The following is a 26442-nucleotide window of genomic DNA, read 5'->3' as shown; positions in this document are numbered from 1 at the left end:
CTCTAGATAGAAATCAGCTCGACTGTTCACTATAAACAAACTTGCCTTGATCTAATTTTGTCTCCCACCAGAAGACCACGCATGAGGCGCTGCGCTTGAATCAATCAGAAGCGGGTGCAGAACGTTCTGACTGCTCATCCTTCAACAACTGTTCCAGAGTTTGGATAGCACCCTGTTGTACTAGGAGTTGTTGACCGAGCTTTTCGTAAGTTTCGGCATTCTTTTTAAATGCAGCCACTGCGTCATCAAGTTTTTCTTGGATGTTAGTCATGGGTAGTTAGGTTCTAAAAGAAATTGTCTGTTAGTTCGTCGTTATTGAGCATGGAAAGGAAGTGTTTCTCTTCACCTGTTAGACCTTCAATACCTGGCTGCTCGTGTTCTTCAAGCCAAGTTTCATAACCTTCAGATCCTTCCTCATAACCCTCAGTCAGGTTGTCAGGTTGTCCCTTACGTTTGCGCTTAACAGGCTTCTGATAATTCACCTGGAGCGCAGTCAGACCACCTTTAATACCTTCCCGTCTTGGACGTTGAATGGCAGTTTTAGCTTTCTTTGTTCCAGGTTCAACAGACAGCCTTTCAGAAAGTGGTGTCCGTTCAACAAACCCGCCGTAATCATTGCCCGTCATTGCCAATCAAAAAAATGTAATCACAGTACCCTTGAAAAGCTTTCATCACCTCTTCCTTGGTAAGTGCCTCAACTCCTAGTGCAGCTTGAAGAGAAAGGACAGTAACGATTTGAATGCTCTCCCTAGTATTAATCAAATCACGAATAGTGATATCAGAAAGAGCTAGATGCGAATTAATTTGATAAGCAGTACTTGTCTTGACTGTTGAACCACCAATGGCAGCTAGAGGTTCAGGTGTATTGGTGTTCCTAATCGTGTTATAAGCATCCTTCAGGAGCTTACGCTGATCATCCCGAAGTCTTACACGGGCTGAGCAAAGGATATCTAATTTACCCTTAGGTTTTTCTTTGGTGAAATTCATTGGTTTAATCATTTTGCTTTCTTAGTTGGTGTGATAGCTCGTTTCTTTATGTCTTTGTTGTTGGCATCTGTAATTGCTTGATCAGCAGCAGCAGCTTCTTTTGACAGCATCCTTGGATCATTACCGAGGAAAGGTACATCTGTTAGTGATTCTCTAATCTTGTTTTGCTGTTGGTTGAAGAGTGCTAGGTCACGTGGAGTAGCGCCAGAATGCTGGACCTTAAGACCACTAATACCTCTTGATTCATTAGCTTCTAATTCAGGTAACTCAATAATAAACAGGTCTCCTGCTTCATCAATACCAAGCTCACTGTTGCAGTGAGGACAACATAAGATAAGTTCTTCCTCTTCCATTAGCCAATCCTTCGGATGCGTGAAGTAGGACTGGGGCCTTTAATTTTGTCCAAGGGTTCAGCACCAATAGAGGGTGTCTGGATAGTGGGTGCTCCGATCTTGCCTTTAAGGATCTTTGATTCAATTTCCTTTTGCAGGTAGATCTTCCATTCCAGACCTTTTGAAGCAGCTTGTCGTTTAAGTGCTTCAATATTACTTTGAGCAAGTTTCATCGTGAATGAAGCAAGCTTTTGTTTTGCTTTAATTTTCTCTTCTATCTGTTGTGCCTCCTTTTTTGGAAAGCCGCCGACAACATCAGCATTAAGTAGCTTCTCAACAACAGCAGGATTGTTCAAATCAAGTTCCATTTTCGTGTTTTTAATCATTAGTTTCAGTTAGCGTTGTTATAGGTTTCTTCAAGCCATTGGATCATTTGAGTTTTATAGTCATGATCTGGTGAATCCATTGCGCGATCGTAAGCAGCAATATCAGCAGGAGATAAATTCTCACTAGCCCAAGACACCATCTCTTGATAACCCTCTTCAGAGAAATGTTCCATGACTGAAGTGTTGTACTCAATATCAGCTTGTTCCTGGTCAAAGTCCTGTTCCTGGTACTCTTCACTGTCATATGCATCTTCTGCTGTCCAGTTCTCTAAGTAGAGGTTGTACAGGACTTGGATAGCCTCCTCCATCTGTGGATAGTCGTTTGACAGCATAATGTTGTTAAACTGTTCGACGAACTCTGGATGGACATTGTTAGCTGCCCATTGTGTAAGAGCTCCGTATTGCTCAGAATCACCGACAATAGATTTGAGCTGATCAATGTCTTGGGGAGGTAACTCGCTTCCTCTAAGAAAGTCCTCACTGTGCGTGTTTTCGAACTCATGTTCTAGCTCTCCGTTAAATTCGTTGATACTTAGCAACTCGTCTTGGTGGCGGTCAAATTCAGTAAGGACAGCATCTCTGTGACCAGCCCAGGCAATATCAGCATTGTCATAATCGATGTACTCTTCACCAGTTGCTGGGTCATATCCAATATCAGGAGTAACTGTTGCACCCCTGTTAAAACTATCAGTCATATTCAATAAATAAATGTTCGTTCAAATCAATCAGAACAGTAATCTTCTGATTATGTATGTGTGGTCTATGTGGTAGAGACAGCAGGATGACCAAACCCTGCTGCCCATTGGTAACTAAAAAATCAAGAGAAGGCTTACAAACAAGCGATCGGCTCTGATTATTCAAGAAACCCACTATTGCTAGAATCTAAAAAATTGCTCTTAGAGTCAATCAGCTTTTATGTCGTCGTTCGGTTGATTTGGACGGCAGGCTAATGATTAAAAGATGTAGCAATTTGAAGCTCCGCTTCAATTTTAATGCTATAAGTTAGATATGTTTTTAATGTAGTCATGTCAGTTCAGGAAGATCTTTTGAATCTTATCGCGACGAATTCTGAATTTAAACAGTCTATTACCTCCGCCACTACCGCTGAAGAGGCTGTAAAGCTTGCCGCAGATCATGGTATTCAAATCAGTGTAGAGGATCTAACTACGGCATTCAAATCAAGAATGTCAGAACTTTCCGAGGAGGAATTGGAAGCTGTTGCCGGTGGCAAGAATGACGGTTGTGGTAAAGGGACGCCTGCGGCTGCAGGAACTCAGTACAATTGGCTCGAACTCTTGTGAGGGCGCTGACAGCTAGTGCTAAATCCACCGACCGTTTCAGTTCAGCCACAATTCCAGCTACAGCACGTGTCAGCGGCGTAATTGCCCTTATTTGAGCAGCTTTCAGCTTCTCTTGAAGTTTGGTGTCGCCTTTGATCTTCTTCAGGAACGCTTTGATTTGCTCTGCTGACATGTGTATGAAGTCTGTTCAGTATTTTTAGCAAAGATGTGCTGCAGTGTCTTTGGCGAATACTTACTTTGCTCAATCTTGCCGTGCATTCAAGTTTGCTTTGTGTCATTTGTGATTTATGAAATTGGGGAAATCCCAAGTGCAGAATGGATCCGCACCGCCCTGAGGATTGCAAGATCCGGCACCACCAAGGATAGCCTCTAGCTCTTTTTCAGAAGTGTTTTCTCGAAGTGCAATTATGTCGTCAGGTTTGATAGAAAACCCGGCAGCCTTAGTAATAGCTACAACATCAACACGCTCAGACTTGAGCTTCTCCTGAAGGCTGATGTCTGTCTTGACCTTCTCCAGGATTGCCTTGAGATGTTCTAGGGAGATAGGTATCGAGACAAAGCATTCATAGCAACTTTCTGCTCAAAAGTCTTTGAATAATACTTACTGCGCTGATTCGTGCTAAGTATTGCAGGGAGATCAATCGGCTTTTGGGTGTAATTGAAGCAATGAACCCTTTGTCAATGCCTAGACTTCAGTGTGGAGGCTGTTCTATATTAATCCACAGAACAATAAGCAACGACGTATTCAACTACCCAGTTTATAGTGCGGTACAGTAACACCAATTCTTGTATTTTAGTGTCACGCCACCAGCCACACTCTCTAGCTCCTCTTTACTGAGCTGGCTGAGGTGATCTGAATTGAATTCATGGCCATTCTCTTTAGCAATAGCTACAACATCTTCAGGTGACTTCGCTGCTTTTAGTTTCTCCTGAAGATTGGAATCACCTTTGACTTTTTCAAGGAAGGCTTTGAGTTGTTCTAGGGGCATGGGTATTGGAAGTCTTTAAAAAAACAGCAACGAGCCTTAATTGTGCAGATTCAATCACTCTTCGACCAAAACATACGCTCTTTTTGAAGCTTCACAATCAAAGATACAATCAATATCGATATGTGAGGTACCTTTCAGCGTGGGCAATTGCCTCCTGCGGTCTTTGGACACTCATCGATCGAACAGCAGTAGGACAGTCCAGTACCGGTCCTTGCTCCTCCCCCAGCAATGGCTTCCAATTCAACGTCCGTCATCGATGACTGAACGTCTTCTACTGAAAGAGAAAATCCGGTATCTTTAGCTAAAGCAATTGCCTCATCAAAACTAGTTGCTGCCTTAAGCTTATTTCGAAGACTGGTGTCTCTTTTAACCTTTTCCAGGAAAGCTTTGAGTTGATCTTCTGACATGAGTATGAGATCTTTTGAGCAAATATAGCAACGGTCTGCTGCGGTGTCTTTAGCTAATACTTACCGCGCTCAATTGCCCAGGTATTGAAGGCTAATTTATGGGATTAGCTAGGCTATTGAAGCAATAAGAAACGCCTGTGGTGGCAGGAGCTTTTGATGAGTAGAGCACGGAAACAGTATTGTCCATTTCATTACTAGATAGCAACTTCATCCCTGTGTTGGACCTCTGCATGTTTTAGCCATGCCAATCCACCCCCATATCCCGCAGCTGTCACACCTCCTACAACCAGCCGAGTCTTCTAGCTCCTCTTCAGAAATCTCTGATTGAGTTTTGTTGAGGTCATCTGCAGAGATACTAAATCCATGTTCTTTGGCAACCGTAAGAACAGCATCAGAATCAGCAGCTGCTTTGAGCTTTTCTTGAAGACTGGTGTCGCCTTTGACCTTTTCGAGGAAGGCTTTGAGTTGCTCTTCTGACATGAGTGGCAGGTTTTTGCAGCAGTCATAGCAATGGTCTGCCGCACTGTCTCTGACTAACAAATACTGTGCTCAATCGTGCCTAGTGTTGGAGGCTGATTTATGGGATTATTGGTATGATTTGAGAAATAAACAGCTTCTTTCAAAAAAAGAGCTTTGAGGTCGCAAGCTTCTGCTTTCAGGAATATCAACAACCACATGCAAGAGATGTGTTCGAATATTCAAGCTTTGGTTTTTTCCCACCAGCCGCCCCTTCTAGCTCTTCTTCAGAAAGCGTTAGTTGAGCCTGGTTTAGGTCATCAGCAGAAATACTAAAACCAGCCTCTTTTGCAATCAAACGAACTGTATCAGAATTAGTAGCTGCTTTGAGCTTCTCCTGAAGGCTGGCTTCGCCTTTGACTTTTTCCAGGAATGACTTGAGTTGCTCTTCTGACATGGGTATCAGGTCTGTTAAGTAGCTATAGCAACGGTCTGCTGCAGCAACTTTGGTTAATGCTTACTGCGCTCAATCATGCCAATTATTTGAGGCTGCTTTATGGGAATAGTCAGGCTATTGAAAAACTCCTCAGCAGGGGCTGGGATTGTCCGGTCCAGCTTGTCGGTCAGTAAAAGCGTAAAAGTAACCACCACTAACGCCCTCTAGCTCCTCTTCAGAAAGCTCTGAGGCCTTATTAAGCTCATCCGCAGAAATGCTAAATCCTGCTTCTTTGGCAATCGCTACCACTGCATCGGAATCGGCTGCAGCTTTGAGCATATCCTGAAGCTTGGTGTTGCTTTTGGCGCAAGCCAAGAAAGCGTTGAGTTGTTCTTGTGTCATGGCTATCAGGAGTCTTAAATGGTTATAGCAACGACATCTTGAAGTGTTTCTAACTAACAATTAATGCGCTCAAGTGTGCCAGGTATTGGCGGGTAATTTGTGGGCTTCTTTGGGGTGAGTGAGTCAATAGAAAAATCTACTGATGCAATATCTTATTGATGAGGAGCATCGGCCATAAGTTAATTAGTTAGTCCAATAAAGAATCGTTCATGGGCGTGATTCTATTTCGCACGATTCAGATACTAAAGCACACGTTTGAGTCCATACATTCACAGCCAGTACAAGCACCTACGAAGGAAGACTCCCCGCCAGCCGCGCTCTCTAACTCCCATTCGCTGACTTGGCTGACCTTATCAGCAGTAAATTGATAACCCTGGTCTTTGGCAATTGCTACGACTGCATCGGAATCGGCTGCAGCTTTGAGCTTCTCCTGAAGACTGGTGTCAGCTTTGACTTTTTCGAGAAAGGCTTTGAGTTGCTCTTCTGACATGAGTAGCAGGTCTTTTCAGCAGTCATAGCAACGGTCTGCTGCAGAGGCTTTGAGTGTGTAAGTTTTGAAGCCGAGGGGAAAAAGTTATGGACAGCAAGCCCTACTTGAAGCTGATGCTCATAATTGAGCCCCTTGACAGTTTTTCGGAGGAGTATGCCCCCAGTATCTTTCAGTGCAGGTGTTCCCCCCGTTAGAAAATATGCCCCCAGATACGCCTTCCAGCTCATCACCACTGAGCTGGTTGATCTTATCAGCAGTAAATTCATGTCCGTGCTCTTTAGCGATGCCCACAACATCTTCAGGTGACTTAGCTGCTTTTAGTTTTTCCTGAATTGTCTGGTCGTCCTTCGCTTTTGCTAGGAACGCTTTAAGTTGTTCTTCTGACAATGGTATCAGGTCTGTTGAGTAGTTATAGCAACGCTCTGCAGCAAAGTCTTTGGTGAACAATTACTGCGCTCAATCATGCCAGGTATTGAAGGCTGATTTGTGGGCTGTTTGGGGTGATTGAAGAAATAAAAAGCCCCTGCAGTTGTAGGGGCTTTGATGAGTAGGCTCACATCGCTCGAGGCTTTCACTTCTAAATTGTATGAAGGCTGGTGTCGCTTCCCGGCCGGCATGCGCAACATCCGCTCCCAGCCGCTCCTTCCAGTTCCTCATCTGAAAGTTCTGATTGATCGTTCTTCAAGCCATCAGCAGAAATCATAAATCTCGCCTCTTTCGCAATCGCAAGAGCTGCGTCTGAATCAGCAGCTGCTTTGAGCTTTTCCTGAAGGCTGGTTTCTGCTATGACCTTTTCTAGAAACGCCTTGAGTTGTTCTTCTGATATTAGGCATGTTTTAGATTTTCTATAATATCGAAACCCTTTAAAATGTACTGTTAACGGATCCAAAAGACATCAAATGCCTAGAGCTCAATGCATACCTAATAGATGCTTAAGACGTTTCAGAGTCTTCTTTAGAGGTTCATCAGAAGGTATTAGGACTAATCTAATTAGCTTCCATATCCTATGGAAATAATGTCGTAATTTTTCGTTTATGTTATTTGCATCAATGGCCCAATCTCGTCACACTATTTATCCCTGAGGGAGATATATGACCCGTTTAAAATGTTTAAGTTTGATGTGTTAATTAGATATAGCCGCGCCGACTTTTTCTGTTATCCTAAAATATGATTTATTGGATGACATAGTTATGAGTCGCTTAGCATCGCTTCTGCTAATACTTGTTTTGGTTGGATGCAAATATAAAACCAAGCAAGAAGCTAATGAAGCTTATTATAAATGGGCTGAGACTGCTAGGTTGTTTAAACCCCAGGCAAAAGAAATCAACGACAAGTATTATGCTCTTGAAGAAAAATATTTTAAAGCAAGAAAAGATGGTAAAGTTATAGTTGCTGCTGAGCTAAGAGATGGTTTGTAAATAAAAGACTTTGAAAAAGAAGTAAAGGAGCTAGAAGCTAAAAGGGATAAAGAAGACAAAGGTAAGTTAATGCTATTTGCAGAATGCAGTCCAGACGAGGATAAAAAGGAGTATATTGGTTACACAGAGGAGATAAGGCAGAAAGGAATAATGGGTAATGGAGAGTTAGTAAAGTCTAATCCAAAGGTTGTCAAACACTTTCGCTACAAAAAAGATTATTAATGGCTGAAACCAAGAATGCAGGATAAGATACTCTTATGAAAAAGTTATTCCATCTTCTTAGTCTCTTCATTGCGGGCCCAGCAACTGCTTGCAGTGAAGTGGAGATACAAAGTCAAAGGACAGCTGCTGTAGCAGACAGTATCTGTTAACTCGGAAATGAAGGGGTAACAGAGAAACGTATTGCCAAAGAATTATATAATAATATGCTGAAAAAGCTATCTAGGGACTACGAAAATAATAAACCCTTAGCAGGAGAACGTTTAACAAGAGTATTTATGCTTTTGGATTTGAACTGTGAATTGTGAATAGAACTGCAGATGCAAAAAACCTTAAGCAATTATCTACCTGTAATTGTTTAAGAATTGAACATGATATGCATCAGATACGGAGCATCACTTATTCACATTGGCCCGAAATACTCAGCCGACTAGTCTGTGATTTTCAAAACTCAAATACCCACCTCCAGCCCCGCCTTCCAGCTCATCATCTGAAACTGACGACCGAACGTCATCAGCAGAAATCATAAACCCAGCCTCTTTCGCAATTGCAAGAGCTGCGTCAACATCACCTGCTACTTTGATCTTCTCCTGCAGACTGGTGTCGCCTTTGACCTTTTCGATCAAAGCTTTGAGTTGTTCCTCGGAGATGGGTTTTGCGAGTCTTTAATGGTTCTAGCAACAAACGTTTAAAGCTTCCACAACAGGTTTAACTCGCTTAATCACTCCGATATGTCAAAAGAGATTTGAAGACTCCTTTGATGCGCTTATTCGTCAAACATGATATGTAAAACTAAGCTTTGAGTAAGACTATTCTCTCCTCCCCCTAACAGCAGCAACACATAATCAATATTTAAGGCGATCTGGCTTTTTCTTTCTATGATTCTAAATCATCCGATGTTCAGCCAACTTAATTTCTTTTTTAGTTATTGCTGTTGGTTTATTGATTTCTCCTATGCCAACAGCGGTTAACTTGTCGTCAATACTTAGAAAGGTAACTTGATCGGATTGCCTAATGTTTTCCCTCTGTCGCCAAGATATGATTTACAGGCAAGCATTTTGACAATTTTTCAATACTCGTTCATGTTTCAACTAGCAAATATTCCCTGATGAAAAAACTGTTTCTTCTCGCTTCATTACTTGCTGCGGTTCCAGCACATGCTGCTAGATATGATTTTGGACAGGGGGCTGCAGCGGTTGCGTGTGTAATGCTGCAGTCAGGCTATACCCAGAGACAAGTATATGATGTATTGGATAATTTAGATACTCAAATTAGAAATAGCCCAACGCCATATCGACAGGAGGCCCAAATGGTGGAAGGATTTAATTTTGAGGCTCGTAATAATCATTACAACTGCCCATTGAGGATTAGTTTCTGACTTGGGAGAAAGTGATATTAATTCTATAATGGAGTAACCTAAGAGTCTTATGCCTTCTGTTGAGGCTTAGCTCTTTTCAATGCCACGAAAGCAGCAGTCCCTACAAACAAAGCAATTATCAGGAGAGGAACTGCTACGAACAGACCTAGTATCAATATGTAATCAGCTAGAGTTATAGGCTGCAGAGCAATAACACCATCACGTGTCCATCTCAAAAGTACGAGAGTCCATAACGATATAACCGCAATAAAAGCCACCAAGAATGAGACTGTCTGGGTTGTTGTCAAAAGCTTTGGCTTACTGGACATCAAATGAGCGCCTAACAAGCCCAATGTAGAACTTGCTCAGTCATCAGCCTCTAGCAATGCTTCACACCATTCCATTAGATGCTGGCGTGCCTGAACTCCCCTGCGAGACAACCCTTTTATCAGTTGTTTGCAGTCCCGCGGCGTTAGGTAAAATAGCATCGCTGTCCGTCAGCTCCTGATACAGGCATTGCTGCTCTTTAGTCAGTATCAACCACCTTGCCGTGTCAGAGGTGCACCTCAGTGTGGTCGGAATGGTTCAGACTGTCATCCCCTGGACGAGCTAAAGACATCATGGAGAGTACACCTTGCTGCCCTTAGCTAACTACAAAAACAAGAAATCAAGACGTGTGTAATTTTATTTATGAGTACCCTCTACAAAAATCTATGACTTTCTAATAACTTAGAGATCATTCATTTTTTGGCGACATGAGGCTATTGCCCGTTAGATGCAATAAAGTGTAGATCTAGCTTTTTAAATCCTCTTTGATGCCATTGTAGAGTCTAATTAGATTTTAATTCTTTATGTTAGCCCAGAAGATCTTTTCAATCTTGTCTCGACGAATCCTGAAGTCAGAGATTCCATCACAACCGCCACAACTCCAGAAGATGCTGTGTAGCTTTCCGTAGACGCTGGTATTCAGATCAGTACTGAGTGTTTGCGAACGGCATCCGATCCAGTTTGTCCGAGCTCTCAGCAGCGGAATTAGAAGCAGTGGCTGGCTGCAAAAATCATATGGACATCGTTCTATCCAGTGTTCATGCCAATGTTCTGATGCTTTGGCTTACGACTACGGTGCAGAATCAATAAAGCATGAATACTTTGATAATTAGAGTTTTTTGTAAACGAAAAACTATTCTTGGGACTTTGTTATGTCAGTATTGAAAGCCTATCTCTCTCGGTCATTCTTTTTCCAGGTTTTTACCGAAACAAGCGCAAATAGCCTAATTCCCAAAGCAATAATCGCTATAGTAATCAGGTAATGAAGGAATGGGTTGGAGATGCCTAAAGAATTGAATATAAGGTTTATGAGAAGGTAGCAGCCGATAAAAAATGCAGTCCCAAGAAGAATATAATATCCAAATCTAGCTTTTGCTCCAAATTTAGTCATATCAATTCCTGATAATGACAAAGATGGTTTTTATTCCAATGGTGCATTTATTCAGTGGCATCGCTTGCTCATTTGAGTTTACCATGAACATTTGAATTCTATTTGAATTTGCTAGGCTGACTTTCAATTTTCAATTATTCTAGGTTTATCGTTGATATTTTATTTGCCTGCACAGTTATCTTTCTAATCATTAATTGATTGGCCATGACGTTCTCCATCAACACCTCTTAATGTATCTTTATCGTTCAACTCTTATAATGTTGATACGTCCTCGCAATCCCTAGCACCCCCATTCACTTCTCTGAGCTCCTTTTTAGTCAAAGAATAAGAGGGACAAGGAACCTCGCCAACGTCGTAACCACCTGCAACCTCCTTTAACTCTTCCTCAATCAACCCGTTCTTGTTTGTTGTTTTCTTCATTGGCTGCTCTTCCGTCATTGAGTTGTCTTGAGACTTTTAATTAATGATAGCAACGCCACTACTTCATAAGGAGATTTGTCACAACTTCTACTTAGACCCACTGGATCATGACTGACTCAATATCAGTGATTTGAACGAGTTTGTGCGTTGACCGCCCTACCGCTGCTTCACCACCGAGAATCAATTTTCCCATACAGTAATTTTGCTCTTTCCCATTTGTCAGGCCATCATGTCTGACGATTGTCGTCCTTTAATCCTTTCAGTAAAAGTGAACCCTTATCGAGCTGCTCGTTGCTCCCCTTGTCAGAACACAAAGCTGGGCTAAGGTTACAAGTCTCTCAAGCATCAGTCGTATGAAGAGCTTCGAGCCAATACCTTAACTGCAGTGGTGTCTGTTTTCCCATTCGAGTAAGTCCTTTCGCCAGTTGTTTACAATCCCGAGGTGACACATAAAAAAGATCAGTCTCTATGTTCATCAGTTCCCGATAAAGGCATTGCTGGTCTGTGGTAAGTCTCATCGTTCTGGCCCTGTCAGAGGTGAAACCTGAGTATTGGCTATTTGGGATCGTTCGTAATCCCCCATTCAGGCCATTGAGACTGCACTTTTTTGGTGCTTATTGGTGTTTTGATTTCGGTCTAGAACGCCCAGGATCATGGAGTTACTGGAGTCGCCTTGAAATTACAGCTAGCAGAATAGCTTTATTAGAGAGTTTTGGCTCATAACTCCTACAGGGATCAGAGTCAGTTTCTGTAGGGTCCAGATACTGAGCACTTCCTTCGAGTCATCTATCCGATTCTCAATATATAGCTCAGGGCATGAACTGCTATTTGTGTTTGCGAGGGAAAATGTTTTACTAATTGAACTCAAGCTGTTGATCTACAGACGTGTTGGCTGATTGTGACAACAGGATTAGGACTGCTGAATTACTTTGTGAATAGTGTCATGGAAATGGTGGCCAATTACCTTGTAATCACTGGAGTACAAGGTAATTGACAAAGGCAGAGCAAGGTAACCACATAGACAGTAGTGTCTGACATGTCAAATCTTTTTAAGTACAGCCACTGATATTCTGTTAATGTTCATTGGCATACTAATGGTGGGTTAATTCGTGCATTGAGTTTTTCGGCTTTGATGTTATTGATTGTGTTTCTGGCGGTTGTATTAAATTAAGTTTACGTCATCATTAGTGGGTAAAATGTTGACTCGTAAAAGTAATGTACTTGGTTTTTGGCTGCCGGTGGTGCAGTATCCAAGTCACAATTTCAATGATTGATTCCGATCTGAAGTGAGTCAGTCCATCTATTCAAATACCTGATAGGTTTTTCAAGACTTGGTTTGTCATCAGTGGACTCTTTAACTAGTTCCCAGTTGCATTAGTTTCTGTTGCCAGCATTATTAGAAGGTGGTCGTATAGTTCTAAGGAATTAGTACTGTGCGCTCGAACTCATGCTGGCGTTCAGGCCAATCTTCACTGAGTTGTTTGATCCACTTAACATAAAATTCATAACTTTGTCTTAGGTGATTGCCCTTATCTAGTCTCACCAGATTGTGTTCCCTTCGATTTCGTTTGATGCTGACACTTCCCTTTTTTGCCAAGAACTTTTCCTTTCCGGGTATAGCTTTGACATCTTTACTTCATTTGGAGCCCCGTTCTTGAAATTGTGCTATTGATTATTATTTCCACTTGCATATACTTTTTTGATGCTTGCAGCTAGTTGAAGAATGAACGGTTAAATTTAACTTATCTATCCCAGTCACTTTGCTTCCAAGTCTTTTTAGTTATAAAAATGAAGAACCTAACCGCTACGGTTACAATTAATATGCAGATGATAAGTTGAATGAGTGAATTGGTGATGCTTAAGGTCGCAAAAATAAAAGTTACTAGAAAATAACTGCCGATTAACAGCAAAGTCCCAAGCAGTATGTACAGAGACATATGCGCTGGTACACCAAACCATGTCATAATCAAGTTTGCAATCTCTATAACGATATCCCTTATACGGAAAGTGAGATGTTAATGTGTAATGTGATTGTGTATCATCAATGCTTCTTGAATTAGATCTAGATGTAGACAGCATTAAGTTCATTTTTGACTTGACATTCCTTTTAGTAGACTTTAGGGGCAGTATGTACCTATATTGTTTGTTTCAATAGGATGTGCTTCACTTACTCTTGCTAACTTATATTTGTCATCGATTGTTTTATACTATCGCAATGTCATAGATGATATCGCAGGTCTAATTTGATAGGCAATTCTCTTTGTCGCTACTTTAGTCAACTCTCTTCATTTGTTGCTCTGAGTTCTATCGTTGTTTGCTACAACGAATCCAAGCTATTTTGTATTCTTTGAGTTTTAGTGGTTATCTTTCCTGCTCATTGGTTTTGTAGCAGCTCAGCTTGCACAGTATTGATCATTCAGAAGTAATTGTTGATTGTCAAATTTTGTGCTCGCTGTCGCTAATGTTCAGTTGTCCACTGGTTGTATATCACATATTCTTTGATTCTCGTTGCGTAGCGTATTCAGTGATTAAAGATTTTGGTGGTGAATATATTTATTTTTTGTACGTGGGTAAAGTGATCTTTTGATCAACGATTTCATGTCATATCAGATCTTGTAAAGGGAAATGAAGAATCCCTTTTAATATGGTAAACCTGATATGGCTTACATACGAATCTTGCCAGCATGAGGTTGGGAATGGGAAGAACCGAAGATTATTAATGCTGAAGTTCTTGTTAAAAAGGAAGTGGCAGAGCATGGAGTTACTTCGTTCTGAAGAGCCTTCGTGTCGATAGATACACTTGGCTGAATTGTTATGGATGCTCTATTCCGTATTGATGACCTATCGCATTCAGTCAAGGCAACTGGCATGTGCAAAGCAGTTGATACATCAGTGCCTTAACAAGCTTTGAGCAGGACTCTGAGCTGAACTTTCTGTTTTTTGTCTTTTATTCCCCTAAATGAGCTAGACAACACTCACAGAATTAGTCCCAATGGGGGATGTCATTTTGGTTTTGCACTGCGATTCTTAAGCAGCACTGAAGATTTGAGGATTAACGTGAAACCACAAGAAATCGATTCGATGTATTGGAAGTACCTGCAAGGGATCAGTTACCACCACTTCAAGGGTTATCTAAAACAGTTAGATGCAGAGGAGTATTTTGCTGAGCTTTATCCTGGAGTTTTAAAGAAGCTCCAGGCTTGTGCTGCCATTTGCGTTTGTGAGGAGGAGTGATGAAAAGCTTATTGGCTTTCATGATTTTATTGTCACCTGTTCTCTCGGCTCGTGCCGGCGAGTGGACGACATATGATCACGTAACTGAGACTGCATACTATCAAGTAAGACATGGTAAAAGATCTGACAACTTTTTATATATAGAAACTAGGTTGATCGCTAGTGGTCATCATATTTTTGCAGCCGACAGCGATTATCAGGTTAATTGTAAAGAACTTGTTATGGTTGATGAGACCGGAAAGAAGCAAAAGATTGTTGACGGTGTATGGATATCCACTGAATCGGGTAGGCCCTCTTCAATCCTCATTCAAAAACTCTTTGATTTTGCCTGTCAATGAATGGTCTCAAAGCAGTTCTTCCTCGTTCGGGATTTGCTTTATTACTTTGAGAGGCCATAGATTCGTTTGTCTATGGTTTGTCCTACATAATCTAATTGATTATGTTATGACTGCAGAATCTACAATGCCTTCTGTCCGGCTCTGCGCAGCTGCACCTTTCAAGTTTGGGAAGCATCGTCTGAATGGTGAGTGTTGTTGTTGGTCGTTGTCTGTTTTAAGGATGTAAAGCTCTATGTCCCTTACTGGTTTATTTGGTTTCACCGTGTGAGCTTGCGAACTCTTCGATCTTTGTATTCGTTCAGTGCCCATCTTAGACAGTTATGCTGTTGTTTATTTTGCTTGCTTGGGATTGTCTAGTCCTTTTTCTTTTTGATTTGATTAAATCTACTCTTGCGACGATCGCCCGTTCTTCACTTTCAATGAGTGCCAGTTAGTTGAGTAGTTTCTGTACTTCTGACTCGAAGGTGACAACACCGCGACAGACTTCATCTTCTCCAGAAATCAGAGCCACGCACCCGATCGCTTTCGGAAACGCTTCACGTGTTTTCACAACAAAGTGACTCAGGTCATTGGTAGACCACAAACATTCCACCCCCTCGCGTCGCTCGGTCTGTAGGAGGCCATATCCCTCGGCGAAGCGACACCCAGCGTCTTCTCCTCGACGACTCAGCATCTCAGAAAAAGCGTCCTCGTGTCCGTTCTTACGTACCAGCTGAACCCATTCTTTGATCTCTGGTATATCGATTGCTGCTGAAGCTGGTACTAACGTGCTGAGAGTTCCCACTGTGCAGACTTGGGCTGTGCCTGGTAAATTGCGAGCATCAATAACAACTACTGGGCAATCAATCGGCGACCATGTTTGCCTCTCCGTCAGGCGTTTAGCGCATTCAATGAATACGGAACGGTGATCTACCAGTAAGGCTTCAACTTGTTTCTGCACATTCACTGGAGACCCGCTTTTCGGTACAGACTATGGCAATGCATTGATTTTTGTTGATCTTAATGAATTGACAATGATCTGTTCGATACTAAGCCAGCGTCTGATCATGGCTCAGTGATCTATAGCCCTTGATTCAGATCAAGGGGCAAGCCTTCCTCTTGATGATGTGTTATCGCTCTGAAGCCACGAGGGTGCAGTTTGATGATTCACCGCCTTCAGAAATCAGGCCAACACTGGTTTTGGTTGTTGATGGTCCCGTGCAGGTGTCGATGACAGCTGGGCCTGATTCGTTGCTGACTCAGCCCTGTGCGTCAGCGACCAACCTCTTGTTGCAAAAATCTGTTGTCTTAAGCCAACCTTAAGGAGTCGCTTTTGTCTTTTGCTGGGTTTCGGGCCCCTGACGCCATGGCCGCAATCATCCGCTTTACCTTCGGTCCAGAACCGGTTTGGCGCCGTTGTCTTGAGCGCTGCTGGTCAATGGAATGCGACATTGACCCTCTGATCCTTCAGGCTCGCAGGCTTCATCACCAAGGTCTGCATCAAAATGCAAGCGCTGTGGAAGAAGAGTTGCACCCAGTTTTCTGAGTTTCGCTTGTTATCCATGATTCGGTCTGTTTCCGACACTTCAGAGATTTTGAGCCGACTGGCCGCAGTGGTTTGACTGTTATTGAATTGCCTGTATGGGTGACATTTCAAACATTGTTACGTATGCCATCAGAATGTGTACATTGCTATAAGTAATTCTGGCTTCCAGGTGACATTGCCTTGAGCAATTGATGAAGTTTGGCTTTAACCACGAATGAAAAGAAGATTTGCAAGCCATTGCTTTAACTCGATCATTATTGAACGTTGATTCCTGCGCTTTTGTTGATATTGGAGTTTTTTGGCTTTGTGAATCAAGGGATTCAGGTCTCAATCTTTGTTGCTTATGATCGAGACTGGTGAATGGCTGCAGGTTTGCTTACTATCACCTTTGCTACGTCCTTCTATGTAATCTGCCTTATTTCATCCAGACGACGATTTCCGACAGCTTATGAGCTGGTTGATTGTCGCTATGCTTGCAAAACATCTGTTATGCACTTGTGGAACGTTATCTCTTAGTCATGGCAGCATTTGTTGTGCTCGTTTCTGTTCCTGCATGTTCGATGGGTTACCCATCCAGGTCTGAGGCGGAGAGTGCCTGCAGCGCATGGGAAAGTCAGGAAGATAAGGTTGATTACCAACGTGAATTGCTTGGTTTTGAAAAAAGAACAAAATTTGAGCAAGAGAAGCCAAGGCCTGATGCTGCTTTCTGGGATCATGAAATCATGGAATGGGAAAAGCAAAAATTAGCCTATGCGTCTAAGATGATTACTGAAACTGTTGCTGTTAGCCCTCGTTCCTGTCAGGAAGAACAGGCAACATCCCAGTTTCTTGGTTACGAGAATAACGCTATTAAAAATGGGACTTACCAGGATGAATTAGGGAAAAAAGGTGAGTGGATCGTTGTCAAGCATTTCCGTTATTGAACTTCTCGAGTCTCTTGCGTCACATCCTTGAGTTCAGAAGTGATTGCTGGATGTTCTCTTCCCTGGTTTTGCTCGAGCTCTTGGTGTCTTGTTCCATGTGAACGCTTGCTGTGTTTGACGGCTTTGTTCCCTGACGTCATGACCACGTCTTTCGTGCTTCTAAGCTGAAACGTGTAATGAAGTTATAGGCATTGCAGTGATGAGTATTTTTTTCAAAAAAAATCGACACTTTTCCGTCAATAAAAAAGCCTTATTGTACAATGTTGGATCCGTACTTGACTACATTGCACTTTATTTCTTGATTTCAACCGCTATAGAAAAAGCGTTGCACCGACAGGTGCCAACACTCAATGAATATGGGTTTATTTTTGTAACATTATTGTCCTGGCTTTTGGGTCTTCCCTATGAGTGGAAATTGCGCTGGGCAAGGTATGAGGGAATTATTTATGTTCTTGCAATGACATTGATTCTTTGCATTTACGCTTCGATCGGAATACCCAGCTGAATAGACAAATTGATCAGAGTCAGCTCTTTCAGGTCTGTTCTTCTGTTGTATGTTTTTTGCTTAGGGGCTGCAGGTCTTGATTCGCCGCAGTAGTTCGTCCTTGGCGAGCTGGGTGACCACAAACACTTCCTGAGCACTGGTGCCTTTGCGTGCAAGCATCTTGAAGCCGCCTGTTACCGGTATCGAAACACGCAATTGAAGGCCTGAGCTGTGGCCACGAACCCTGGAGATCACGCCTGGAGTGATCGTCTGGATCTCAGGATCCCTGGCAAGCACCTTCAGCCAGGGGATCAACCCCTCCACATAGGTGCTGTGCGTGATGACCAGGCGCCCCACAGAGAATTGCTGCCTGCTGAAACGTGAGCTGGTCGAAGCTAATGGATTTGGCTACAGAGAAGAGAGAGTTCTGCCTGCCATGCTCCGATCTGTCGACAGGCTGCTTCGTGAGGTGACTGGCCCTTTGCAGGATCGTTGCGGCCCCCAGGCCAGGGTTCTGACGGCGGAGGTTCACGGTGATGAAGTCCGTGGCCTGGCATTTTGTCCTGGCAAGGTCCTCCGATACGTCTTGGCAGCCCGTAATCGACGCATCAAGACAACGGAAATGCTTCGCTTGGCTCGCAGCAGCAGGCCTGCTGCTTGATCAACCTCCGGAACAGCCATGTCGTTCAGTCAAGCTCACATGCCAGCACTGAGCTGAGAGCCTTCTCGACCTTCGATTGAAACAGCTTTGTGTCCACGCGCAGAAGCAGCAGGCCTGCTGCCAGTAGAGCGAAGGCCTGGACGACAAACACCCCGGCGTAGGCCCCAAAGGTGTTCTGAGATCCTGTGATTTCGCCGAAGACGCTCAGCAAGGCTCCGCCGCTGATCGTGGCGAGCCCTCGTGCGTAGGCCTGCGCCAATCCCCAGACCCCGATGAACGTCCCTGCCATCAGCGGCGATGTCAAGCCAAGCATCAGTGTCAGGCTTGCATTGGTGCTGATTCCTGCTCCAACGCCAAAAAGAAACAGTGCCGTTCGGAACAGCGATGTTGAAGCCAGAGATCCTGCGAAAACCATCATCAGCACGAAAAGGGCTGAGAGCACGCCACCTGTCAAAGCTGTCCGTTGGGCGCCAAGGCGTGGTGTGATCACAAACCCTGTTGCCGCAATACCCAGCAATGTTCCAATTCCCCACACGGCATTCAGCCGCGTGCTCGTGCAGAGGTCCATGGCGAACACCGCGCCTCCATAGGGCTCCAGGACTGCCTCCTGAAGAAATAACGCGAAGGTGAACAGAGACAGAACACCAAAGAAATACCCCACCTGAGGCGATTGCTTCAGCACCGTCCATGCGCCTTTGAGAGAAATTTCCTGATTGGTTGCGAGTCGTGACTGATTGTTGGAATTGCCTGGTTTCAGACGTGGTTCCACCCCTGCGATCGATGCCACGACAAGCGTGAAGATCACAAGGGGGGCCACCGTGATCAGCCTTTCCACTCCTGAGATCAGATTGCCCAGCTCAGCTGTATCGCAAGAGGAGCCAAGAAATGAACTGAGCAGAATCGCTCCAGCGACGATTCCAACCATCAGCATCGACCACACAATGGAGACCAGGGCAGGTCGCTGTTTGTCCGTGCTCACATCAACCAGCAGTGCTGCAAATGGTGTGGAACTGGCTGCAATGGCCAGTCCGTAGAACACAAACACCAGCGCGAGGATCAGACCTCTCCAGATCACATCAGCCTGACTGCCTGTTTGGGATGCTTCCGCCAGCCAGAGAACGCTGCGCCCTGCAATCCACGTCAATGTGCAGAACGCCGCTGCGCCGCCAACAATGAAGGGTGTCCGCCGCAGTTGATTCCAGCGGCAGCGATCCGATTGCTGTCCAAACCAGATTCTGGAGAAGGCAACCAGTTGCTGGCTGCCGAGAGCCAGTGCGGTAAGCGCGGCTGGGACTTCAAATTCATCGATCAGCAGTCTGTTGAAGATGCCAAGGGTGAGAACTGAGAGAGCACCGAGACAGGCCTGATACAGGCCAAGACGCAATGCAAGGACGATGAACCGTGCTGATCCCACGGGCTGCAGAAGCGATTCGCTGACCTTAGGTGGGGTCTCAGCAGCGCTCGATAGGAGCCATCGTCAATCCTTCCGAAGCCAGTTGCTGGTGGTAGAGCTCAGCCTGTTCCAGCGGACCACACCAGACCTCGGCACGTCCTTCTCCGTCGATGCGCCGGGCCAGAGTCCATGCACGATCTGAATTCATGCCCGGAATGATCTTGCAGAGGCACTCCACCACATGCTCAAACGTGTTCACGTCATCGTCCAGCACGATCACACGGGCTTGCGGATAGCGCTGAGTTGTCCCCTGGCGTTCAAGAACCGTTGCCGCACCGGGTGATGACGAAGTCATGATGTCTCGTGAACAGACGGGATGAATCCGCAGGGAAGCTTAGTTACACTGCCGTCAATCAAGAGATCCACAATGCTTTTCACCCTGGGCTGGGCTTCTCTCGCAGCTGTATTCAGCTTTTCGATCGCCATGGTGGTGTGGGGTCGCAATGGTGACGGCTCCATTAATTTCTGACGTGTATGAGACGCTCCAGTCTCCTCTGGTCAATCAGGCACTCGCTGTTACAGCTGTAGCACTGCTGGTGTTTGTAAGTGGTGCTGTGATTTATCTGTCCACGATTGAGTGGAGGGATCGGCGGCGGCGGCGGTGACAGTGTGTTCCAAACTGTATTTGTGAGTCTGAGCTGGCAGCGTTTGCGCAACCAGCTGGTGCGTTCGACAGCCACGATTGTCGGTATTTCGCTGCTCGTGGCATCCGGTTTGATCGGATTGCGATCAACGAATCGTCGGCTGCTCTGGGCTGATGACAGTCCAGCTTCGTCTCTGGCTCAATTATCCGGATCGCTGATTCTTGTCCAGAGTTTCCGCGGCGATCCGAACCGGGCTGTTCCGTCGCTCTGGACAGATCGTTTGGGTGTTCAGCCCGCCTCCGATCTTTGGAAGCGCTATGGCCGTTCGATCTGGTGGCAGGGATGGTCACTGGACGGTGATGCCTATCTGATTCTGTCGTCCTCAAGCTTTCCTGTTGAGATTCAAGGGTTGCAACGTCAGCGTGTGGGATCAATGGAGGTTCTGGCTTCCGATGCGCTGCACCTCCAGCAGCTGCTTCAACGGCTGAAAACCAATCAGGTCTCAACAACCACCCTGCAATCCGACAGTCTGCTTGGAGCGTGTCTTCAGTCCTTGTCGGAGAGACCGGGGGTCATCTGGAATGCCGATGCGCTTGCAACACTCAGCGGAACGCTTGCGCCCTTGCTTCAGCAGGGTCGAGAGGGTTGTGTTCAGCTTCGGCTTCAGGCCGGTCAACTTCTCTGGGATGGCGTCATCGGGCCTCGACCCTTGAGTTCCCTGACCCAACGGATCTCCGTGTTGGCCCCGGGCCCTTTCGAAGCCAGTTCGAATCAGACAGCCACTGATCTGAAATCCACCAACTCAACACCCACCAACGCAACATCCAGCGATCTCACGTTGCTTCAGGTTGATGGACAGCGTGTGGATCTGATTCTGGGAACACTGCTGTCTCGTCAGATTATTCAGGCTCCACTCGAGGAGCATTACGGAATCAACGGTGCCATGCGAGGCAAGATCGCAGATCTCCCGTTTTCCATGCGGCTGCAGAGCCGCCCCAGCGGTGCCTACAAAGCTGGCTTGCAGATTCAACTGCCATTGACCGGGAGTCGTGAGCAATGGACATCAATACTGGAAGCGGTATCGGATCGCCTCGATTCCAGGGGGTACCAGAAGCTGCAGGAGGATCAGGCGTCACCCGAGCCAGAGGCTCCCAGCCTCTGGCTGCGGCGTGATGATCCCGATCAGACCACTGTTGGTGGCTGGGTGATCGTCAAGGATCAGAAGGCGTCCGTTCTGAGCATCGGATTGGGCATCAAACCTGCTGATCAGTCGTTCTTTGCGCCTCTCGTGAACAAGCGCTCCTACTCGCTCAGGATCACAGGGGACCCGAGGCGTCTGAAGCAACTCGGTTTGCTTGGAGGGCTCTGGCCAAAGCCCGTTCAGAGCGCATCGACCCTGAACATTGAGATCAAGCCTCTCAATCCGGCAGCAGCCAGCCAGTCAGCCAGACAGTCATGGTGGAGAGTCAGCGGCAGCCTGAAGCTGACTCCTGACTCCTAATCCTTGGAAGCTTTTTCAGCTTTCTGTCGCTCGCGTTTGCGTCGTTCGGCCGCGAGGGTTTCCTCCATGAGTTCAACGGCCTGAACCATTTTTTCGAGGTTGCTGCGATAGAGACTCAGATCCTTCTCGAGACGAGGACGAGACAATCCGATCTGTTCACCGATGGCATGCACCGTTTTGCTCAGCTCTTCGGGATCATCACTCTCATTGCCCTGAGCTTCGGAGAGCAGGCTGAACAATCCAACGGCCACGAGACGGGAATAGTGGAAATCATCCTCTGTCACGGCTGAAAGGCCTGTTGCCAGTGGCTCTGGAGCGCCTTTCCCCTTCGACTTCAACCAGGTCTGGACGTCGTCAACAGTGTGGCCCTGAACGGCCTTGGTGCTCCCTTGCGCAAGAGCCTTGATTTCATCACCGTCAAAGCCATTGCAACTGCAGAGAGCGGAGAACAACGGGTCAAGTTGTTGCTCCGGGCGATACCCCTTCGTGAAGGCATGGAAGACCTGACACAGCCCCACTGCGAATAACGCATTGATCCTGAAATGAGTTTGATGACTCAGCAGGTGCAGTTCCACCAGCAGTTCATCTGCTGTGCGTCGATACAGCGAAGGAATGACGTAAGGGAAAGCTGTGTGAAAGGCTTTCTTGCTGTCAGCGATCGTCTGGGACCCAGTCAAGCTTTTCTAAGGCTGTCTTTAAGGCAAGACCATAGCGCTGCTGTTGCCGCCGTTAAGATTCAGCCAGTCAGCAGGTCCACCATGATCCCCATCGTCATTGAGGAATCCGGACGCGGGGAAAGGGCGTTTGATATTTATTCGCGCTTGCTGCGCGAGCGCATCATCTTTCTTGGTGAAGCTGTCACCAGTGAGTCAGCCAACAGGATTGTTGCTCAGCTGCTGTTTCTTGAAGCAGAGGATCCAGAAAAGGACATCTACCTCTACATCAATTCACCGGGGGGATCGGTCTACGACGGTCTCGGCATCTTCGACACCATGCAGCACATTAAGCCCGATGTACACACCGTCTGCGTGGGCCTGGCAGCCAGCATGGGTGCGTTTCTTCTGTGTGCGGGCACCAAAGGGAAGCGTAGCAGTCTTCAACACTCGCGCATCATGATCCACCAACCTCTTGGCGGTGCAAGGGGACAGGCCAGTGATATTCGTATTCAAGCTGACGAAATTCTTTTTCTGAAGGATCGTCTGAACAGGGAACTTGCTGATAGAACCAGTCAGCCTTTAGACAAAATCCAGGCTGACACTGATCGCGATTTCTTCATGTCTCCGTCTGAAGCCAAGGATTATGGATTGATTGATAGCGTCATTGATAAACGTCCTGTCCATTCAGTCTGACCATTGTTGGTTCATAAAAAACCTCCCAGTGGGAGGTTTTTTAATGTCTTACATTGCCTTTTGAACCATTGGATCAGATCAATAAAAAATTCCAGGTTCAATATTGAACCTGGATCATGAGAAGATCAATGATCTAGATTAGTTTAATACTGGGGAGAATCGATCTTTTTCAGGAATTGTGGTGTAATTGGAAAGAACTTTGCGGAATTCATCACCGTCCATTGTCTCTTTTTCAATCAATAGTTCTACAAGACGGTCCATAGCTTCTCGTTGGCCCTGGACAAGGCTCAAGGTCTCTTCGTAGCACTGCATCACGATGCCGCGAACCTGCTCATCGATTTGCTTGGAAGTGCCTTCAGAGGTGTCACTGCGCGTCATCAGATCTCTGCCGATAAACACCTCCTGGCTTCCACCTTCGGTTGACATCTGGCCAAGACCGCTCATTCCGTAGCGTGTCACCATCTGCCGAGCGATTGAAGCAACCATCTGGATGTCTCCCCCAGCTCCGGTGGTGACTTCCGCGTATCCAAAAACCACGTCCTCAGCTGCACGTCCACCAAGGGCCCCCATGATCCTTGCTTTCAGCTGCGAGCGGGAGACGAGCATCTGTTCTTCATCGGGCGAGAACCAGGTCAGACCCTGTGCTTGTCCTCGCGGAATCAGAGTGACTTTCTGGACAGGATCGTGATCCTTCACCAGGCTGCCGACCAGAGCATGACCCACCTCGTGGTAGGCGATCAAGCGTTTACTGCGTCCATCGGTCAGAGGATGACCCTCCAATCCCGCGATGATGCGGTCAACAGCATCGTCAATTTCAGCCAGGCTGATGGTTTCTTTACGGCGACGGGCTGTGAGAATCGCCGCTTCATTGAGAAGATTGGCCAGATCTGCACCCGTGAAGCCAGGTGTTCTGCGGGCGATACTTTCAAGAGAAAGATCGGAGGCGAGCTTTTTATTGCGTGAGTGAACTTTGAGGATGGACAAACGACCCTTAATATCTGGGGCGTCGACGGTCACCTGGCGGTCGAAACGACCAGGGCGCATCAAGGCTGAATCGAGTACATCCGGGCGGTTGGTCGCCGCAATGATGATGATTCCACTGTTGCCTTCGAAGCCATCCATCTCAGTGAGCAGTTGATTCAACGTTTGCTCACGTTCATCGTTGCCACCACCGATACCAGCTCCGCGCTGACGACCAACAGCATCAATCTCGTCGATGAAGATCAGGCAGGGGCTGTTTTCCTTGGCGCGTTTGAACAGGTCCCTGACTCTGCTGGCACCAACACCAACAAACATCTCAACGAATTCGGAACCCGACAGTGAAAAGAAGGGAACTCCAGCTTCTCCAGCAATGGCCTTGGCAAGAAGAGTCTTGCCGGTACCCGGAGGCCCAACAAGCAGAACACCCTTGGGAATCTGAGCTCCGACAGAGGTGAATTTTTCAGGCTGCTTGAGAAACGTCACAACCTCTTCGAGATCTTGCTTGGCTTCGTTCACTCCAGCGACGTCATCGAACATCACACCTGTTTCAGCCTCCATCGCAAAGCGGGCCTTGGTCTTGCCGAACTGCATGGCCTGACCAGGACCGCCTGGCATGTTGTTGCCACGACGTGCCAGAAAAATCAGAGAACCAATCAGCAGCAGAGGGAACAGCAAGTTTCCGAGGATGCCAAGGGCAGGGGGCGCCGTCTTGGGCGGATGGACATCAAAGCTGATGCCTTCAGTCTTAAGAGTGTTGATCAGTTCAGGTGCCAATCCAGGCAGGTCAACCCTCAGGCGTTGGACTCGATTGTCGAGGTCGGGATCAACCGCTTCAACCACCGCATCACGGCCGCCGTCGTAGATGTCAACGGATGTCACTCGGCCGGCTTCGACATAGTCAAGGAAGCGGCCGTAACTCATCCTCGCTACAGCCGTGTTGCGTGGAGCAACTGTGGGACCACCTGGCTTCAGGTTGCTCAGGGCTCCGCTGCCGAAGAATTGCAATGCCAACAGCAGAGCAACAGTGATGGGAAGTCCCCAGAGAAGGATCTGCCGCCAGCGCTGATTCATGGCATTGATGAAGATTCGATGATCGTAAGAGCTTTGGGTTACAAACTGTGCAGTTGTTCTACCTAAAGACTGCGCAAAGCCGTAATCGGATCCAGTCGTGCAGCACGCCTTGCAGGAACAACGCCGAAGAACAGTCCGATTGAACCTGAAAGACCAACTGTCAGAAGCACTGTTGGCACCCCGATGGCTGCTGGGAGTGGTGTGAGCAGGGCCACCGCCGCGATGGCTCCATAGCCCGCTGCCGTTCCAATGACCCCTCCAAGGCTGGAGAGAACCAGAGATTCGACCAGAAACTGACGCAGCACATCTGAACTGCGTGCGCCCAGTGCTTTGCGGAGTCCGATTTCCTCGGTTCGCTCACTCACGGACACCAGCATGATGTTCATGATGCCGATACCGCCGACGAGCAGGGAAACACCTCCAATGGCACCCAGCATCAAGGTCAGCCCACCGGTGATGGTGCCAACGATGGTCAGGGCGTCCTGCTGGGAGCGAACAGCGAAGTCGTCATCACGAAGGATGCGATGGCGTTGACGCAGAAGATTGGAGATCTGGAATTTCGCTGCACTTGTGCTGTTCTCATCTCTGGCTTCTGCACTGATGAAACTGAGGCTGACTCCATAGGTCGGGTCGCGCCCTGTTAGGCGGCTGACCATGGTGCTCAGAGGGATGTAGGCGTTTTCGTCTTGATTGGACCCGAAGACCGCTCCTTTAGGGGCCATCACACCGATCACACTGAAGCTCTGGTCACGGATGCGCAGGGAACTACCAATGGCTCCGCCGCCTGGAAACAGTTTGTCGCGCAGATCAGGACCAATCACCACGACGGTTCGTGCGGCCTGGACGTCCTGTTCGCTGATGAAACGTCCCCGGCCCACTTCAAAACTTCTGACAGGAAGAAACTCCGGTGTCACCCCAAAGATGGCTGCGGTGCTGCTTCTCGCCCCTGACTGCACCACCTCGTTGGCGTTGATCTGAGGAGCCACCCGCTTGACGCTGGGGACCTGTTGAGCAATCGCCTCAGCGTCCTCCAGTACGAGAGTGCGCGGAAAAGCCACCCCCTGGCGCCTTGTGTCATTACTGCCTGGCACGACGAACAGCACATTGGCTCCCAGGTTGCTCAACTGACTTTCGGCAAGATTCTGGGCACCACGTCCGACCCCAACCAGCGTGATCACAGATGCATTGCCGATCACAATGCCGAGCATGGTCAACAGGCTGCGCAACCTGTTGGCCTTCAGGGTGTTGAGGGCCATGCCGACTGTTTCGGCGATGGGCAGATTGCTGGCCATGGATGAAT

General features: G+C 46.6%; 34 protein-coding genes and 1 pseudogene. 10 read left to right on the top strand and 25 right to left on the bottom strand.

All coding sequences use genetic code 11. From position 1 onward, the window contains the following. Positions 1-100: 100 nt before the first annotated feature. From SynBIOSE41_RS09305 to SynBIOSE41_RS09280, 6 genes are read right to left on the bottom strand one after another with little or no spacing between them, the layout of a single operon-like run. Entirely contained in the window at positions 101-271 is a 171-nt protein-coding gene (locus SynBIOSE41_RS09305; RefSeq protein WP_186537601.1) for a hypothetical protein, read from the bottom strand. A 13-nt stretch (positions 272-284) separates the two neighbouring features. Next, positions 285-626, bottom strand: a complete 342-nt coding sequence (locus SynBIOSE41_RS09300; RefSeq protein ID WP_186537600.1) for a hypothetical protein — start codon at positions 624-626, stop codon at positions 285-287. Further along, positions 613-987, bottom strand: a complete 375-nt coding sequence (locus tag SynBIOSE41_RS09295) for a hypothetical protein (RefSeq protein ID WP_186537599.1) — start codon at positions 985-987, stop codon at positions 613-615. Before SynBIOSE41_RS09295 ends, SynBIOSE41_RS09300 begins: the two co-directional genes overlap by 14 nt. Before the next feature lie 8 nt (positions 988-995). Further along, positions 996-1340 carry a hypothetical protein gene (locus SynBIOSE41_RS09290; RefSeq protein ID WP_186537598.1) on the bottom strand — a complete coding sequence of 115 codons (345 nt, stop codon included), beginning with the start codon at positions 1338-1340 and terminating at the stop codon, positions 996-998. Continuing rightward, positions 1340-1705, bottom strand: a complete 366-nt coding sequence (locus tag SynBIOSE41_RS09285; RefSeq protein WP_222930524.1) for a hypothetical protein — start codon at positions 1703-1705, stop codon at positions 1340-1342. Before SynBIOSE41_RS09285 ends, SynBIOSE41_RS09290 begins: the two co-directional genes overlap by 1 nt. A gap of 5 nt (positions 1706-1710) precedes the next feature. Next, positions 1711-2400, bottom strand: coding sequence for a hypothetical protein (locus tag SynBIOSE41_RS09280; RefSeq protein ID WP_186537596.1), 690 nt, complete (start codon positions 2398-2400; stop codon positions 1711-1713). 330 nt (positions 2401-2730) lie between these two features. On the opposite strand from SynBIOSE41_RS09280, the gene SynBIOSE41_RS09275 reads away from it, so the two are divergent. After that, positions 2731-3006, top strand: coding sequence for a Nif11-like leader peptide family natural product precursor (locus tag SynBIOSE41_RS09275; RefSeq protein ID WP_186537595.1), 276 nt, complete (start codon positions 2731-2733; stop codon positions 3004-3006). A 103-nt stretch (positions 3007-3109) separates the two neighbouring features. On the opposite strand, the pseudogene SynBIOSE41_RS09270 reads toward SynBIOSE41_RS09275, so the two are convergent. The 10 genes and pseudogenes from SynBIOSE41_RS09270 to SynBIOSE41_RS09225 all read right to left on the bottom strand — a co-directional run. After that, a pseudogene (locus SynBIOSE41_RS09270) lies at positions 3110-3178 on the bottom strand (Nif11 family protein); the annotation flags it as partial. 102 nt (positions 3179-3280) lie between these two features. Then, positions 3281-3550, bottom strand: a complete 270-nt coding sequence (locus SynBIOSE41_RS09265; RefSeq protein ID WP_186541047.1) for a Nif11-like leader peptide family natural product precursor — start codon at positions 3548-3550, stop codon at positions 3281-3283. A 214-nt stretch (positions 3551-3764) separates the two neighbouring features. Then, positions 3765-3995, bottom strand: a complete 231-nt coding sequence (locus SynBIOSE41_RS09260; RefSeq protein WP_186537594.1) for a Nif11-like leader peptide family natural product precursor — start codon at positions 3993-3995, stop codon at positions 3765-3767. 134 nt (positions 3996-4129) lie between these two features. Continuing rightward, on the bottom strand, positions 4130-4402 hold the full coding sequence (locus SynBIOSE41_RS09255) for a Nif11-like leader peptide family natural product precursor (RefSeq protein ID WP_186537593.1): 273 nt from the start codon (positions 4400-4402) through the stop codon (positions 4130-4132). Positions 4403-4609: 207 nt separating this feature from the next. Further along, on the bottom strand, positions 4610-4882 hold the full coding sequence (locus SynBIOSE41_RS09250) for a Nif11-like leader peptide family natural product precursor (RefSeq protein ID WP_186537592.1): 273 nt from the start codon (positions 4880-4882) through the stop codon (positions 4610-4612). Between the two features lie 184 nt (positions 4883-5066). After that, positions 5067-5315 (bottom strand): Nif11-like leader peptide family natural product precursor, encoded by a 249-nt coding sequence (locus SynBIOSE41_RS09245; protein WP_186537591.1) that lies wholly within the window; start codon positions 5313-5315, stop codon positions 5067-5069. Between the two features lie 129 nt (positions 5316-5444). Next, positions 5445-5696, bottom strand: coding sequence for a Nif11-like leader peptide family RiPP precursor (locus tag SynBIOSE41_RS09240; protein ID WP_186537590.1), 252 nt, complete (start codon positions 5694-5696; stop codon positions 5445-5447). A 235-nt stretch (positions 5697-5931) separates the two neighbouring features. Then, positions 5932-6186 carry a Nif11-like leader peptide family natural product precursor gene (locus tag SynBIOSE41_RS09235; RefSeq protein WP_186537589.1) on the bottom strand — a complete coding sequence of 85 codons (255 nt, stop codon included), beginning with the start codon at positions 6184-6186 and terminating at the stop codon, positions 5932-5934. Positions 6187-6303: 117 nt separating this feature from the next. Beyond that, positions 6304-6573 (bottom strand): Nif11-like leader peptide family natural product precursor, encoded by a 270-nt coding sequence (locus SynBIOSE41_RS09230; RefSeq protein WP_186537588.1) that lies wholly within the window; start codon positions 6571-6573, stop codon positions 6304-6306. A gap of 190 nt (positions 6574-6763) precedes the next feature. After that, positions 6764-7012: a Nif11-like leader peptide family natural product precursor gene (locus tag SynBIOSE41_RS09225; protein WP_186541042.1), complete on the bottom strand. Its 249-nt coding sequence runs from the start codon at positions 7010-7012 to the stop codon at positions 6764-6766. 349 nt (positions 7013-7361) lie between these two features. Between SynBIOSE41_RS09225 and SynBIOSE41_RS09220 the strand changes: the two genes are divergently transcribed. Further along, a complete protein-coding gene (locus SynBIOSE41_RS09220) occupies positions 7362-7604 on the top strand; it encodes a hypothetical protein (protein WP_186537587.1) in 243 nt (80 codons plus the stop codon). Positions 7605-8245: 641 nt separating this feature from the next. Here SynBIOSE41_RS09220 and SynBIOSE41_RS09215 read toward each other — a convergent pair. Next, positions 8246-8473: a Nif11-like leader peptide family natural product precursor gene (locus SynBIOSE41_RS09215; RefSeq protein ID WP_186541038.1), complete on the bottom strand. Its 228-nt coding sequence runs from the start codon at positions 8471-8473 to the stop codon at positions 8246-8248. A 458-nt stretch (positions 8474-8931) separates the two neighbouring features. Here SynBIOSE41_RS09215 and SynBIOSE41_RS09210 point away from each other — a divergent pair, with 458 nt between their 5' ends. Continuing rightward, on the top strand, positions 8932-9201 hold the full coding sequence (locus SynBIOSE41_RS09210; protein ID WP_186537586.1) for a hypothetical protein: 270 nt from the start codon (positions 8932-8934) through the stop codon (positions 9199-9201). 1669 nt (positions 9202-10870) lie between these two features. On the opposite strand, the gene SynBIOSE41_RS09205 is transcribed toward SynBIOSE41_RS09210, so the two are convergent. Then, positions 10871-11056: a hypothetical protein gene (locus SynBIOSE41_RS09205; RefSeq protein ID WP_186537585.1), complete on the bottom strand. Its 186-nt coding sequence runs from the start codon at positions 11054-11056 to the stop codon at positions 10871-10873. Positions 11057-14271: 3215 nt separating this feature from the next. On the opposite strand from SynBIOSE41_RS09205, the gene SynBIOSE41_RS09200 reads away from it, so the two are divergent. Next, positions 14272-14610, top strand: coding sequence for a hypothetical protein (locus tag SynBIOSE41_RS09200; RefSeq protein ID WP_186537584.1), 339 nt, complete (start codon positions 14272-14274; stop codon positions 14608-14610). A gap of 430 nt (positions 14611-15040) precedes the next feature. On the opposite strand, the gene SynBIOSE41_RS09195 is transcribed toward SynBIOSE41_RS09200, so the two are convergent. Further along, on the bottom strand, positions 15041-15283 hold the full coding sequence (locus SynBIOSE41_RS09195) for a hypothetical protein (protein ID WP_186537583.1): 243 nt from the start codon (positions 15281-15283) through the stop codon (positions 15041-15043). 672 nt (positions 15284-15955) lie between these two features. Between SynBIOSE41_RS09195 and SynBIOSE41_RS09190 the strand changes: the two genes are divergently transcribed. Further along, positions 15956-16135, top strand: a complete 180-nt coding sequence (locus SynBIOSE41_RS09190; RefSeq protein WP_186537582.1) for a hypothetical protein — start codon at positions 15956-15958, stop codon at positions 16133-16135. A gap of 497 nt (positions 16136-16632) precedes the next feature. Further along, positions 16633-17058 carry a hypothetical protein gene (locus SynBIOSE41_RS09185; protein ID WP_222930523.1) on the top strand — a complete coding sequence of 142 codons (426 nt, stop codon included), beginning with the start codon at positions 16633-16635 and terminating at the stop codon, positions 17056-17058. 565 nt (positions 17059-17623) lie between these two features. On the opposite strand, the gene SynBIOSE41_RS09180 is transcribed toward SynBIOSE41_RS09185, so the two are convergent. Beyond that, positions 17624-17899 carry a DUF2103 domain-containing protein gene (locus tag SynBIOSE41_RS09180; protein WP_067325460.1) on the bottom strand — a complete coding sequence of 92 codons (276 nt, stop codon included), beginning with the start codon at positions 17897-17899 and terminating at the stop codon, positions 17624-17626. A 79-nt stretch (positions 17900-17978) separates the two neighbouring features. Between SynBIOSE41_RS09180 and SynBIOSE41_RS09175 the strand changes: the two genes are divergently transcribed. Continuing rightward, the gene (locus SynBIOSE41_RS09175) at positions 17979-18203 is read left to right on the top strand and encodes a hypothetical protein (protein ID WP_067325572.1); all 225 of its coding nucleotides are present in this window, start codon (positions 17979-17981) and stop codon (positions 18201-18203) included. A 25-nt stretch (positions 18204-18228) separates the two neighbouring features. Here SynBIOSE41_RS09175 and SynBIOSE41_RS09170 read toward each other — a convergent pair whose 3' ends face one another. Together SynBIOSE41_RS09170 and clpS are read right to left on the bottom strand one after the other, a co-directional pair. Continuing rightward, positions 18229-19617 (bottom strand): BCD family MFS transporter, encoded by a 1389-nt coding sequence (locus SynBIOSE41_RS09170; protein WP_186537580.1) that lies wholly within the window; start codon positions 19615-19617, stop codon positions 18229-18231. Between the two features lie 37 nt (positions 19618-19654). Next, complete coding sequence (gene clpS / locus SynBIOSE41_RS09165; protein ID WP_066907633.1) at positions 19655-19951, bottom strand: ATP-dependent Clp protease adapter ClpS; 297 nt, start codon at positions 19949-19951, stop codon at positions 19655-19657. Between the two features lie 72 nt (positions 19952-20023). Between clpS and petN the strand changes: the two genes are divergently transcribed. Further along, positions 20024-20125 carry a cytochrome b6-f complex subunit PetN gene (gene petN, locus SynBIOSE41_RS09160; protein WP_066907630.1) on the top strand — a complete coding sequence of 34 codons (102 nt, stop codon included), beginning with the start codon at positions 20024-20026 and terminating at the stop codon, positions 20123-20125. A 104-nt stretch (positions 20126-20229) separates the two neighbouring features. Then, positions 20230-21741 carry a hypothetical protein gene (locus SynBIOSE41_RS09155; RefSeq protein WP_186537579.1) on the top strand — a complete coding sequence of 504 codons (1512 nt, stop codon included), beginning with the start codon at positions 20230-20232 and terminating at the stop codon, positions 21739-21741. On the opposite strand, the gene psb29 is transcribed toward SynBIOSE41_RS09155, so the two are convergent. Continuing rightward, entirely contained in the window at positions 21738-22418 is a 681-nt protein-coding gene (psb29, locus tag SynBIOSE41_RS09150; RefSeq protein WP_066907627.1) for a photosystem II biogenesis protein Psp29, read from the bottom strand. The genes SynBIOSE41_RS09155 and psb29 overlap by 4 nt on opposite strands. Before the next feature lie 81 nt (positions 22419-22499). Here psb29 and clpP point away from each other — a divergent pair, with 81 nt between their 5' ends. Beyond that, positions 22500-23090 (top strand): ATP-dependent Clp endopeptidase proteolytic subunit ClpP, encoded by a 591-nt coding sequence (gene clpP, locus SynBIOSE41_RS09145; RefSeq protein WP_066907623.1) that lies wholly within the window; start codon positions 22500-22502, stop codon positions 23088-23090. Between the two features lie 138 nt (positions 23091-23228). Here clpP and ftsH read toward each other — a convergent pair whose 3' ends face one another. Beyond that, positions 23229-25142, bottom strand: coding sequence for an ATP-dependent zinc metalloprotease FtsH (ftsH, locus tag SynBIOSE41_RS09140; protein ID WP_186537578.1), 1914 nt, complete (start codon positions 25140-25142; stop codon positions 23229-23231). A 62-nt stretch (positions 25143-25204) separates the two neighbouring features. Further along, on the bottom strand, positions 25205-26434 hold the full coding sequence (locus SynBIOSE41_RS09135) for an ABC transporter permease (protein WP_066907617.1): 1230 nt from the start codon (positions 26432-26434) through the stop codon (positions 25205-25207). Positions 26435-26442 lie beyond the last annotated feature (8 nt).

The sequence above is a fragment of the Synechococcus sp. BIOS-E4-1 genome (assembly GCF_014279995.1).
Taxonomy (GTDB): Bacteria; Cyanobacteriota; Cyanobacteriia; order PCC-6307; family Cyanobiaceae; genus Synechococcus_C.
The sequence above is the reverse complement of the archived record's forward strand: the minus strand, read 5'-3'. Positions and strand labels throughout refer to the sequence as shown.